Genomic DNA, 13144 nt, shown 5'->3' with positions numbered 1-13144 from the left:
GTAAGCACAAAGGTACGAATAATTGATAGAGTTGAAAAGATAGAAATCGGTGGAGGAAACTTGTGAAATATTGAATTGGCTAATCTCCTAAAATGTGTTTGGAATTCAATTATAATTGTATTTTGTTTCTTCTAATTACCTATATTGTAGATTGTTAGAGTGGGATAAAGATGTTTTTAAAGATTCCTGCTTTCGCAGGAATTATGGCAGATCACAACGAACTTGGTGAATTAGGTGAGCAATTGGCTGCCGAATACTTATTTGCAAAAGGCTATCTTATTTTAGAGCGTAATTATTACTTTCAAAAAGCAGAAGTAGATATTATTGCCGAATATAAAGGAGAACTCATTTGCGTAGAAGTTAAAACACGCAACTCTGACTTTTTCGGCGATCCACAAGAATTTGTAACCGCCGGAAAAGTGAAATTACTTGTAAAAGCCATGGATGCTTATATAACTGAAAATGATATTGAATTAGACTGTCGCTTTGATATTATTGCGGTTTTAAAAAATAAAAACACCGAAAACATTACGCATTATGAAAATGCGTTTTATCATTTTTAGGTGCTCAATTTTAATTACTTCTAAACAGAATTATTTACTAAAATAGGCTTCTAAATCAGCTATGTGTTCAGGTTTTGCCAAAATTGTTTTATCAGTGTCTAAAATAAAATAGGACGGCGTTGCTGAAATTCCATAGGTTTGAATAACGGGGCTATCCCATTTTTTTAAATCGTAGGTATGTATAAAATTTGGAAACTGGGTAATGGTTTGATTCCAATTTCTTACGCCATCTTCTAATCCATAAGCTAAAACCGTCATATCTGGATGCTTTTCCATAAGCGTTTTTACTTTAGGTAATTCATCTAAACAATGACTGCAACCGCTGCTCCAAAAAATAAGTAATGTTTTTTTATAGGTATTAAACTCGTAAAGATTCGTTTTTATAGGCTTATTGTTTTCTAAATAAGTAAAGTCGAAATTATTGGCTTTTTTGCCAATAGCCGATTTGTTATAATCTTCTAAAACCTTAATTAAATAGTTGATATTATATGTTTTTGCAAGTGGCAATAAATAGGTGTCACTAATATAATTGGCAACGTCAGGATGTTGATTTTTCAGCATACTTTGCCATAAGCTTTCAAGTTGTAAAATCTGTGCTTCCTCGTGATTTCCAATGGCGTTTACAACATCATCAACAGCTTGAATATAGTAACTTGTTTCTTCAGGCATGGCCATAACATAAGCAATTACCCGTTCGTTTAAAAAAGCTGAACTTTGTAGTAAGGGATTGCCAAATTCCATATAGTCAAAATAGTGTTTTTTGAGGTTTAAAGAGTAGGTATTTACATCTTCAAAACCATCTGGGATATAAGTTTTATTAGATTTTACGAAAGGCGCAATCATCTTATCAACTGTTACTTTTTCAAAATGATTTTGAGTGCTTTTTTGAGCTTCGAAAATCGCGATAATTTCAGAGGTATCGCTTTTTTCATTTCTATAATAATTGCTAATTAAGCCGTTAATTTTCGAAATACTATCTGTATATGTTTGCCAAAGCATATTTTCTTCTGAAGCGGTAAAAGTTAACCCGTCTTCTAAATCGAAAACCAAGGAAATATCTTCTTTACCGTTGTAAAATACATCAAAATTATTCTCTTCAACAGGAACGGCATACACTACCTTATAAATTCCTGTTTCGGCATTTTCATCTAATTTAAATGTCCAGTTTCCGTCAATACTTGTTTCAGCTTGATTAATGTAATTTGTGGCTGTTGGTGTTACGTGATATAATAACGCAAACGTGTAAGATTCTGCGGGTGTAAAAGCACCTTTAATAGTATGTTGCGCAGCGCCTAAAAAGGGTAATAAGAAGCTTAAAAAGACTAATTTTTTCATAATAAGTAATTTCATATATACCTACAAGGGCTATGCCAAAGCAGGGTTAATTCAATTTAATAATGGGCTCTAAGGCTTGCAGCGCTTTAGCCACACTTTTAATGTTTTCGAATGTTAATAATAAACGTAGTCCATTGCGGGTTTGTTTTTCTTTCATTTTACAAGCTTGAGGATGGGATTGTACAAATTGTAAAACGCGAGTAAAATTATTACTCTGATAAAACCCACTTTTCTGGTCGGTAATAAAATAACCAATAAGTTTACCTTGTTTCATCACCACTTTTTCCAGTCCCATTTTGGTAGCAATCCATTTTATGCGGACACTGTTGAATAAATCCACAACTTGAGTTGGTAATTCGCCAAATCGATCGCGAACATCACTTTCAAATTTTTCGAGTTCAACTTCTGTTTTAATATCGTTAAGCTTAGTGTATAAATTCAGTCGTTCGGCAATGTTATTGACGTAATCATCTGGGAAAAGTAATTCAAAATCACTATCTATAGTAATATCTTTTACATAATCTTTTTCCTTACCATCATCTTCATACAAATCTGCAAATTCAGTTTCTTTCAATTCATCAATGGCTTCATTCAAAATTTTTTGATAGGTTTCAAAACCAATATCGTTAATAAAACCGCTTTGTTCACCACCTAATAAATCGCCAGCACCACGGATTTCTAAATCTTTCATGGCAATATTAAAACCACTTCCTAGTTCGCTAAATTGTTCTAATGCAGTGATTCTTTTTCTGGCATCGTCTGTCATGGCTGAATATTCCGGTGTAATAAAATAACAGAAGGCTTTTTTGTTACTTCGTCCCACACGACCACGCATTTGGTGCAGATCACTTAATCCAAAATTATTCGCATTATTAATAAAAATGGTGTTTGCATTTGGTACATCCAAGCCACTTTCTACAATGGTTGTGCTGACTAAAACATCAAATTCCCCATTAATAAAAGCGAGCATGAGTTGTTCCAATTTCTTGCCTTCCATTTGTCCGTGACCAATACCAATTTTGGCATCAGGAACCAAACGCTGAATCATTCCAGCTACTTCTTTGATATTTTCAATACGGTTATGAATGAAAAATATTTGTCCACCTCGTTGAATTTCATAGGTTACCGCATCACGAATTGTTTCTTCGCTAAAACGAACTACATGACTTTCTATTGGATACCGGTTTGGCGGTGCTGTGGTAATAACTGATAAATCGCGCGCTGCCATAAGGCTAAACTGTAAAGTTCGCGGAATTGGTGTAGCTGTTAAGGTAAGTACATCCACGTTGTCTTTTAAAGTCTTTAATTTCTCTTTTACAGCAACTCCAAATTTCTGTTCTTCATCAACAATCAATAAACCTAAATCTTTAAATATGACATTTTTGTTTACCAATTGATGAGTTCCTATAATAATATCTACAGAACCAGATTCCAAATTGGCTAATGTTTCGCGCTTTTCTTTAGCGGTTCTAAAACGGTTTAAGTAATCTACGGTTACAGGAAATTCCTTTAATCGCTCTTTAAAAGTTCGTGAATGCTGGTATGCCAAAATAGTGGTTGGTACTAAAATGGCCACTTGTTTGCCATTATCCACTGCTTTAAATGCTGCACGAATAGCAACTTCCGTTTTACCAAAACCTACATCGCCACAAACTAAACGATCCATTGGACGTTCACTTTCCATATCCGCTTTAACATCGGCTGTTGCAGAACTTTGATCGGGCGTGTCTTCATAAATAAAAGACGCTTCCAACTCATGTTGCATATGGCTATCTGGGTGGTATTGATACCCTTTTTCTAATTTTCGTTTGGCATAAACCTGAATCAAATTAAAGGCTATTTCCTTAACGCGCGACTTCGTTTTTTGCTTAAGTATTTTCCAAGCTTTACTTCCTAATTTATAAACTTTAGGCGGTTTGCCATCTTTACCGTTAAACTTGGTGATTTTATGTAGCGAATGAATACTTAAATATAAAATATCGCGTTCGCCATAAATTAATTTAATCGCTTCCTGTTTTTTACCTTCAACATCTATTTTTTGAAGCCCACCAAAGCGGCCAATACCATGATCAATATGGGTAACATAATCGCCAACATCTAAATTGGTCAATTCTTTTAAAGTGATGGCTTGCTTTTTAGCGTAACCATTTTTTAAATGAAATTTATGATAGCGCTCAAATATTTGATGATCCGTATAACAGGTTATTTTATTTTCGTGATCTACAAAACCTTGATATAAGGTAAGTACAATGGTTTTATAATGAACAGTTTCCTGGGCATCATCAAAAATATCATGAAAACGTTTGGCTTGCTGCTCACTTACACAAGCAATATAATTGGTGTAACCGCGATCGTGATGCAGGTTTAAATCATCAATTAATAAATTGAATTGCTTGTTAAAAGAGGGTTGAGGTGTGGTGTTATAGTTTATAACTTGACCCGTTTTTGCGGCATCTGCAAACACCGCTTTACTTCCAAATTCCACTAAATTAAAGTCTAAAAACTGCTTTTTTAATAGCGAAGCATCACAGAATAATTCTTCGGGTTTGGCATGCTTTAATTCTGAAGATAAGTTTTTAAAAGCGTCTTCGGCTTTGTTATAAAAATCGTCAATTCTATCAAATATGAGCTGGGTATTTTTGGTGAAAATAACCGTCTTTTGAGCAATATATTTTAAGAAACTTTGGCGACTTTCATCTAAAAATTTATTCGCTACGTTAGGAATAATGCTTATTTTCTTTATTTGATCTGTGGAAAGTTGCGTTTCCACATCAAAGGTTCGGATGCTATCCACATCATCACCAAAAAATTCAATTCTGTAGGGTTCATCATTTGAAAATGAAAAAACATCCACGATTCCACCACGCACGGAAAACTCGCCTGGTTCTGTCACAAAATCGACGCGTTTAAATTTGTATTCAAATAGTACTTCGTTTACAAAATCGATAGATAAATTATCATTGAGCGCTATTTTAAGGGTGTTTTTTTCAAGCTCTCTTCTGGTAACCACTTTTTCAAAAAGCGCATCCGGATAGGTGATAATAATAGCCGGTTTTTTCTGCGAGTTAATTCTATTTAAAACTTCTGAACGCAATAAAACATTCGCATTATCAGTTTCTTCAATTTGATATGGCCTGCGGTAACTGCCTGGATAAAAGAGAACGTCTTTATCATTCAGCATGGCTTCCAAATCATTGAGGTAAAAAGCGGCTTCTTCTTTATCGTTAAAAACAAGTAGAAAAGGTTTGTCTGCTTGTTTAAAAGCTTCACTAATAACTAGCGAAAATGCAGAGCCAACAAGCCCTTTTAAATGCGTGCGACAGTCAGTTTGGGCAATAGCAGTTTGCAGATTTTGCGTTTGCAAAGCCTGTGCATATGTTTGCGAGAGGATAGATTTACTCAAAAGCAATTTTATTTTATGCAAATATACTACTTACAGTTTTATACTTGTTATTTTAAAATTGGGTTAAATTAATTTTAAAAAGACATTTAGACTTTTATTTTTCGAAATAATAAGCATTGAAAACTGCTTTCAAAAAAGAAATATTTATATTTTTAAAGGCGGTAACTTTATTTATATTTGCACTCTCGACACATCGAGAATAAAAAGAAAAAATTATGTCATTTTCAGATTTATTTGATAGCGGATTTAAAAAACGCAACGAAGATCATTTTGCATCCATTGTTAGAGTCGCTATGGATGATGGTATTATTTCCGATGAGGAAAAAGCATTTTTAGACCGTTTAGCCAGAAACTTGGATATTAGTGAAGGCGAGTACAAAATAATCTTAAAGGATTACCAGTCGCATCCTATTAATCCACCAACATCTTATGACAAACGTTTGGAGCGTTTATTTGATTTGGCGCGTATGGTTTCTGTGGATTATATAATAGGTAATCATGAAGAAGTGGTTATGTGTAAAATAGCCATCGGACTTGGATTTACATCTGAAAACGTTAAGTATATTGTTGATAAAGCGTTAACACTTGTAAGCAATGGTGTTGATATTGATACCTTTACTGAAGAAATGAAAAATATGAATCGTTAAGATTTCGATTTAAAATATATAGGAAAGCCACTTTTTAAAGTGGCTTTTTTATGCGTTTAAACGCATGAACTCTTCCGCTTTTTCTACCATGTTTTTGCTACCACAAATAAAAGGGACACGTTGGTGAAGTTCGGTTGGTTCCACATCTAGAATTCGCATAAAACCATCACTGGCTTTACCTTGTGCTTGTTCCGCTAAAAATGCCATAGGATTACATTCATATAATAAACGTAATTTTCCATTAGAGGTTTTTGAGCTTTTTGGATACATATAAATGCCACCTTTTATCATATTTCTGTGAAAGTCGGAAACTAAAGAACCTATATAACGCGATGTATAGGGTCTGTCACCTTCTTCCATTTGACAATATTTAATGTAGTCTTTAATGCCTTGTGGAAAGTGAATATAATTACCTTCATTTACCGAGTATATTTTACCATCTTCGGGAAAGGTCATATTTGGATGTGATAAGTAAAATGTTCCAATTGCTGGATTTAAAGTAAAACCGTTTACGCCATGTCCTGTGGTATAAACCAACATAGTTGATGTTCCATAAACAACGTATCCTGCCGCAACTTGTTGATTTCCTTTTTGAAGAAAATCTTCCAACTGAACTGGCGTTCCTACAGGTGTAACACGTCTATAAACCGAAAAAATAGTTCCAACCGAAACATTTACATCAATATTTGATGAACCATCTAGAGGATCCATTAAAACAACATATTTATTATTGTTGTTTTCGTCTTGACTGTTAATAGTGATAAAATCGTCCTCTTCTTCACTGGCAATCCCGCAAACAATATTTCTGTTGGTTAAGGTTTGGATGAATTTTTCATTAGCATACACATCTAATTTCTGCTGCTCTTCGCCTTGAACATTTGTTTCGCCAAAAGCACCTAAAATATCTACCAAACCTGCTTTGTTCACTTCGTGATTGACCACTTTTGCCGCCAATCGGATGGAATTTATCAAACGGGACAATTCGCCAGATGTATATTTGAAGGAAGATTGATTCTCAATTATAAATTCACCGAGCGTTTGGTTTTTTCTTGACATGGAAACGTATGTATAATGTTTTTGCAAATATCGTACTTTTTAGCACATTAACACCTTTTCACCAAACATATATATGGGTAAATACGCAAGTTTAAACTATATTTACGACAAATTTTTCCTATGAGTATAATAGTTCGAGACGCCCGAAAAGAAGATATGAAATCGGTTTTAGATTTAATAAACCAATTAGCAGTTTATGAAAAAGAACCCGATGCCGTTGAGGTTACGGTTGCCGATTTAGAACTGCACGGTTATGGTGAGAACCCCGTTTTTCATTGTTTTGTGGCCGAATCTAATCAGGAAGTTTTAGGAATTGCTTTAGTTTATATGCGCTTTTCTACTTGGAAAGGTCCAGTATTACATTTGGAAGATTTAGTGGTTAATCAATCACAACGCGGACTTGGAATTGGTACGATGCTTTTGGATGAAGTGGTAAAATATGGAAGCAAATTAAACGTGAAACGTATTTGTTGGGAGGTCTTAGATTGGAATGAACCGGCCATACAATTTTACGAACAAAAAGGTGCTGATGTTAAGCGCGATTGGGACGTTGTACATTTGGATGAAGCAGGCATAAAAAATTATATTTCAAATATATAATATGCAGGTATTTAAATTTGGTGGCGCATCCATTAAAGATGCAGAAGGCGTAAAAAATTTAGTAACCGTTTTGAAAGAAACAGGTTATGATGATACCTTGATTGTTATTTCTGCTATGGGAAAAATGACCAATGCAATAGAAATTGTCATTGGTAATTATTTTGATAATCAACCCGAATTACAAAGTTCCCTTCAAGATGTTCGCAAGTTTCACAATGAAATTTTAATGGATTTATTTCCAGATGAAAACCATCCTATTTTTAAGAAAGTATCTCATTTATTCGATGAGTTGATGGCTTTTTTTAATCGAAATAAATCGCCGGATTATAACTTTGTGTACGATCAAGCCATTGGATATGGTGAATTGGCTTCATCGGCCATTGTAAGTGCCTATTTAAATCAAGTTGGTTTTGAAAACAACTGGATGGATGTGCGTGAATTTATTAAAACCGATAGTTATTACAGACGTGCTAATGTGAATTGGTTAGACACGCAAACTCAAATTTCTACCAATTTCAACAAGAGCAAACTTCACGTTACTCAAGGATTTTTAGGTAGTGATGCTCATAATTTCACCACCACATTAGGACGAGAAGGAAGTGATTATACAGCCGCCATTTTAGCTTATTGTTTAAATGCGGAAAGTGTTACCATTTGGAAGGATGTTCCCGGCGTATTAAATGCCGATCCCCGTTATTTTGAAAACGCGCAATTACTTAATAATATATCCTATAGAGAAGCAATTGAGTTGGCTTTTTATGGTGCTTCGGTAATTCACCCAAAAACTTTGCAGCCTTTACAAAGAAAAGAGATTCCGTTGTTTGTAAAATCATTTTTAAACCCCAAAAATGCTGGAACACGTGTAGGAAAAGGGATTGGTATAGAACCAAAAGTACCTTGTTTTATTTTGAAGCGTAATCAGGTGTTAATTTCATTATCATCTTTAGATTTCTCTTATATTGTTGAAGAAAACATCAGTGATATTTTCAATTTATTGCATTTATATAAAATGAAAGTAGATGTGATTCAAAATTCAGCCATCAGTTTTTCAGTATGTGTGGAAGATATTTATAAAAATTTAGACAAATTACTCCAACATTTGAAGGCGAAATTTAAGGTAACTTGTCATGAAAATGTATCTTTATACACAATCAGACATTATAATGACGAGGCAGTTGCTAAATTAGAACTAGGTAAAACGGTTTTAATGAAGCAGTTAGCTCAAGAAACTATGCAAATGATTACCGCATAAACCAAATAATTACAGTTTTGTAAATGAGTAAAGAATCAGATAAAGGTTTAGTAACAGCCAAAGAAGTAGCACATGCCATTAAACTGGACAAATTTGGAGTTATGGGCACATTTGTGGGCTGGAGTATGATGAAGTTGTTGAAAATAACCAATGTAAACGACGTCTATAATCGACATAAACATTTATCTGAAGTAGCGTTTTTGAATGCCATTTTAGATGAATATGAAATAAAATTCGAAATTCCCGAAGAAGATTTAAAGCGCTTGCCAAAAGAAGGTCCATTTATTACCATTTCCAATCATCCGTTGGGCGGTATTGATGGTATTTTACTTTTAAAATTGATGTTAGAGCAACGGAAAGATTATAAAATTATTGCCAATTTCTTGCTCAATAGAGTTGAGCCTTTAAAGCCTTATATCATGCCCGTAAATCCTTTCGAGAATAGAAAGGATATCAAATCTAGTCTTGCAGGATTTAAAAATTCGATTTTACATTTACGTGACGGCCATCCTTTGGGTATTTTTCCAGCGGGTGAAGTATCTACACATCGCGATGGTAAATTAGTTATTGATAAACCATGGGAGCGTACTGCTATTAAGCTAATTCAAAAGGCACAAGTACCAGTAGTTCCTATTTATTTTCATGCTAAAAACAGTTCGCTTTTTTATAGATTGTCCAAATTAGGAGATACGTTTAGAACTGCTAAATTACCGAGTGAAGTGATTTCGCAAAAACGTCGGGTTATAAAAGTGCGTATTGGAAGAACCATTTCGGTAGTGGACCAAAATGAACATAGCACTTTGGAAGGTCTTTCAGAATTTTTAAGACGACGAACGTACATGTTATCTAATTCTTTTGATGAAAAGGGTAATTTATTAAGTAATATTTCTACCAATTTAAAATTACCAAAACCGTCAAAACCGCCTAAACGTATTGTGGGCGAAATTGATAAAAAATTGATGATTCAGGAAGTTGAAGTACTTCGCGAAGGCGATTCTAGATTACTTCAAAGTAAAAATTATGAGGTGTTTTTAGCATCTTCTTTGGAAATTCCTAATATCTTACAGGAAATTGGACGACTACGTGAAATAACGTTTCGTGAAGTTGGAGAAGGTACCAATGAAGCTATTGATTTAGATACTTTTGATACCTATTACCACCATATGTTTTTATGGGATTCCGATGAGAACATATTAGTGGGTTCTTACAGAATGGGATTGGGATCGGAAATTTTTAAACGCTATGGTATTGATGGCTTTTATTTACAAGATTTGTTCCGTTTTGAACCGGAACTTTATACCATGATGAGCCAATCCATTGAAATGGGTCGTGCATTTATTATAAAAAGCTATCAACAAAGACCAATGCCTTTGTTTTTATTATGGAAAGGTATTGTGCACACAACGTTGCGTTATCCAGAACATAAATATTTAATTGGTGGTGTAAGTATTAGTAACCAGTTTACCAACTTCTCTAAATCGTTGATGATTGAGTTTATGAAATCGCATTATTATGATCCTTATGTGGCGCAATATGTGCATCCTAAAAAGGAGTTTAAGGTGAAACTTAAAGACGCAGATAAGGATTTCGTTTTTGATGAAGCCGAAGCTGATTTAAATAAATTTGATAAAATTATTGATGAGGTAGAACCAGGAGCTCTAAGACTTCCGGTATTACTTAAAAAATACATAAAGCAAAATGCCAGACTTGTGGCTTTTAATGTGGATCCGTTATTTAATAACTCTGTAGATGGCTTAATGTATATTAAAATTGCCGACTTACCAGAAAGCACCGTGAAACCTGTTATGGAAGAATTTCAGGCAGAATTGGAGCGTAAATTAGCGGAGCAGAATGAAAGCTAAATATCTGCTATTTATTGCTTTATGTGGTGTTTTACAGACATATTCTCAAGAAATTTCTGGTGTTATATTTGATTCCAGCACAAATCAGCCTATTGAGGGTGCTTCCGTTTATTTTGATAACACCACAGTTGGAACTATTTCAAATGAACAAGGTTTATTTAGTGTTAAAAAACCGGCTGCTGTTAGCAGTCCGCTAGTAATTTCTTTTTTAGGTTATAAAGAACAAGTTTTTTCTGATTATTCTGCTGATAGAAAACTATCCGTTCGTTTAGTAGAAGATATTAATGCGTTAAATGAAGTGTTTTTAGTTAACAGCGATTCTTGGGCGCGAGAAAAGAAAATGAAGTATTTTAAAGCGCATTTCTTGGGAACGACTAGTAATGGCTTATCCTGCAAAATCTTAAATGAAGATGTTATCAGTTTGCGTTTTTTAGAAACTGAAAATAAATTGGTGGCATCGGCCTCCGCACCTTTGGTTATAATTAATGAGAATTTGAACTATCAGATTCGGTATGATCTGCAAGATTTTGAACTTGAATTTGATTATTATGAAGAAGTAGATCAATATTTTCCTTCTTCATTTTACTATGCAGGAACACTATTTTATCAGTCTTTATCAGAAAACAGGCGAATTATTAAACGCCGATTAAAAACCTATAATGGTTCAGTTTTACACTTTATGCGCTCTGTAATAGATGGAAAACTGGTTGATAATAATTTTGAATTGATATATAATGGTGCCGTAGTATCACCAGAAAATGTTGTTTTCGTTACTGATACCGAAGATGAATCCGTTTTTAAAGTACGATTACTCACACCTTTAGTTGTTACTTATGATAAGGATTGGGAGAAGAAATCTGCGATTAACAGCGATAAAACCTACTTCTTTTTAGATGAAAATGGCAACCATTCGCCTGAAAATTCACTCATGTTTTCGGGGTATTTTAGCAGTCGTCGTATTGGTGATGCGCTTCCCTTAGATTATCAACCAACCACTGACTAATTTCTCTAAATCGCTGATGATAGAGTTTATGAAATCTCATTATTATGATCCTTATGTGGCGCAATATGTGCATCCGAAAAAGAAATTTAAGGTGAAACTTAAAGACGCAGATAAAGATTACGTTTTTGATGAAGCCGAAGCCGATTTAAACAAATTTGATAAAATTATAGATGAGGTGGAACCAGGTGCTTTAGGACTCCCGGTGTTACTTAAAAAATACATTAAGCAAAACGCCCGACTTGTGGCTTTTAATGTGGATCCGCTATTTAATTACTCGGTAGATGGCTTGATGTATATTAAAATTGCCGACTTACCAGAAAGCACTGTGAAGCCTGTTATGGAAGAATTTCAAACGGAGTTAGAACGTAAATTATCAGAACAAAATGAGAGTTAAATACCTGCTTTTTATTGCCTTATTTAGTATTTTACAGACCTATTCTCAAGAGATTTCAGGTGTTATATTCGATTCTAACACAAATCAGCCTATTGAAGGTGCTTCCGTTTATTTTGATAATACCACAGTCGGAACAATTTCAAATGAAGAAGGTTTGTTTAATATCCAAAAACCGACTGCCGTTAGCAGCCCGCTGGTAATTTCTTTTTTAGGCTATAAAAAACAAGTAATTTCTGACTATTCTGGTAATGAAAAACTATCCATTCTTTTAGTTGAGGATATTAGTGCTTTAAATGAAGTTTATTTAGTTTCTAAAGATTCTTGGTCGCGAGAGCGAAAAATGAAGGATTTTAAAGCCTATTTTTTAGGCTCAACTCGGAATGCCTTATCGTGTAAAATTTTGAATGAAGACGCAATTCGATTACATTTTATAGAGTCTCAAAATAAATTAGTAGCAACTGCCTCGGTACCCTTAATTATAATGAATGAGAATTTAAAGTATCAGATTCAATATGATTTGCAAGATTTTGAAATTGATTATAATTATCAAATGGAACTAGATTATTATTATGCATCTTCAGTTTATTATGCTGGAACTATGTTCTATACGTCTCAGTCAAATTCTAGAAAGTATATTAGGCACCGAATAAAAGCGTACAAAGGATCGGTATTACATTTTATGCGGTCATTATTAAAAGAGGAACTAAAGGCGAATAAATTTATATTGTTGTTTAACGGTCAGGAAGTTCAAGCTGAAAATTTTATTAGTGTTTCCAATACTGATAATCCGTCCATGTTTCAGGTGCAATTACATGAACCATTAACGGTTGTTTCTGAAAATGATATAGAAAAGAATTCAGTTGTAACCAGTAATGAAACCTATTTTTATTTAGATAGAAATGGGAATCATATGCCTGCTGATGCGTTAATTTTTAAAGGGTATTTTGGTGATAATCGGGTTGGTGATGCGTTGCCTTTGGACTATTGGCCGGAGGAAAAGTAATTAGTGATTTAACATTATAGTATGAC

At 34.0% G+C, this 13144-nt stretch carries 10 protein-coding genes and 1 pseudogene; 8 read left to right on the top strand and 3 right to left on the bottom strand.

All coding sequences use genetic code 11. The annotated features are described in order from the left end of the window. Window positions 1-203: 203 nt before the first annotated feature. Window positions 204-563, top strand: a complete 360-nt coding sequence (locus tag ES674_RS01800; protein WP_148403609.1) for a YraN family protein — start codon at window positions 204-206, stop codon at window positions 561-563. A gap of 30 nt (window positions 564-593) precedes the next feature. On the opposite strand, the gene ES674_RS01795 is transcribed toward ES674_RS01800, so the two are convergent. Together ES674_RS01795 and mfd are read right to left on the bottom strand one after the other, a co-directional pair. Next, window positions 594-1898 carry a TlpA family protein disulfide reductase gene (locus ES674_RS01795; protein ID WP_170233943.1) on the bottom strand — a complete coding sequence of 435 codons (1305 nt, stop codon included), beginning with the start codon at window positions 1896-1898 and terminating at the stop codon, window positions 594-596. A gap of 46 nt (window positions 1899-1944) precedes the next feature. Further along, complete coding sequence (gene mfd, locus ES674_RS01790; RefSeq protein ID WP_148402273.1) at window positions 1945-5301, bottom strand: transcription-repair coupling factor; 3357 nt, start codon at window positions 5299-5301, stop codon at window positions 1945-1947. Window positions 5302-5516: 215 nt separating this feature from the next. Here mfd and ES674_RS01785 point away from each other — a divergent pair, with 215 nt between their 5' ends. Further along, window positions 5517-5948, top strand: coding sequence for a tellurite resistance TerB family protein (locus tag ES674_RS01785; protein WP_148402272.1), 432 nt, complete (start codon window positions 5517-5519; stop codon window positions 5946-5948). A gap of 48 nt (window positions 5949-5996) precedes the next feature. Here the strand turns inward: ES674_RS01785 and fbp are convergent, their stop codons facing one another. Then, a complete protein-coding gene (fbp, locus tag ES674_RS01780) occupies window positions 5997-7004 on the bottom strand; it encodes a class 1 fructose-bisphosphatase (protein ID WP_148402271.1) in 1008 nt (335 codons plus the stop codon). A 120-nt stretch (window positions 7005-7124) separates the two neighbouring features. Between fbp and ES674_RS01775 the strand changes: the two genes are divergently transcribed. The 6 genes and pseudogenes from ES674_RS01775 (at window position 7125) to ES674_RS01750 (ending at window position 13118) form a co-directional block, all read left to right on the top strand. After that, window positions 7125-7604: a GNAT family N-acetyltransferase gene (locus ES674_RS01775; RefSeq protein WP_148402270.1), complete on the top strand. Its 480-nt coding sequence runs from the start codon at window positions 7125-7127 to the stop codon at window positions 7602-7604. Between the two features lies 1 nt (window position 7605). Then, on the top strand, window positions 7606-8856 hold the full coding sequence (locus tag ES674_RS01770) for an aspartate kinase (RefSeq protein ID WP_148402269.1): 1251 nt from the start codon (window positions 7606-7608) through the stop codon (window positions 8854-8856). Window positions 8857-8879: 23 nt separating this feature from the next. After that, the gene (locus ES674_RS01765; protein WP_148402268.1) at window positions 8880-10718 is read left to right on the top strand and encodes a GNAT family N-acyltransferase; all 1839 of its coding nucleotides are present in this window, start codon (window positions 8880-8882) and stop codon (window positions 10716-10718) included. Next, entirely contained in the window at window positions 10708-11721 is a 1014-nt protein-coding gene (locus ES674_RS01760) for a carboxypeptidase-like regulatory domain-containing protein (protein WP_148402267.1), read from the top strand. Before ES674_RS01765 ends, ES674_RS01760 begins: the two co-directional genes overlap by 11 nt. After that, window positions 11717-12115, top strand: a pseudogene (locus tag ES674_RS01755) (glycerol acyltransferase); the annotation flags it as partial. The gene ES674_RS01760 and the pseudogene ES674_RS01755, both read left to right, overlap by 5 nt. Further along, complete coding sequence (locus ES674_RS01750) at window positions 12105-13118, top strand: carboxypeptidase-like regulatory domain-containing protein (RefSeq protein WP_148402266.1); 1014 nt, start codon at window positions 12105-12107, stop codon at window positions 13116-13118. The pseudogene ES674_RS01755 and the gene ES674_RS01750, both read left to right, overlap by 11 nt. Window positions 13119-13144 lie beyond the last annotated feature (26 nt).

The organism is Bizionia myxarmorum (assembly GCF_008086205.1).
Classification (GTDB): Bacteria; Bacteroidota; Bacteroidia; order Flavobacteriales; family Flavobacteriaceae; genus Algorimicrobium; species Algorimicrobium myxarmorum.
The sequence above is the reverse complement of the archived record's forward strand: the minus strand, read 5'-3'. Positions and strand labels throughout refer to the sequence as shown.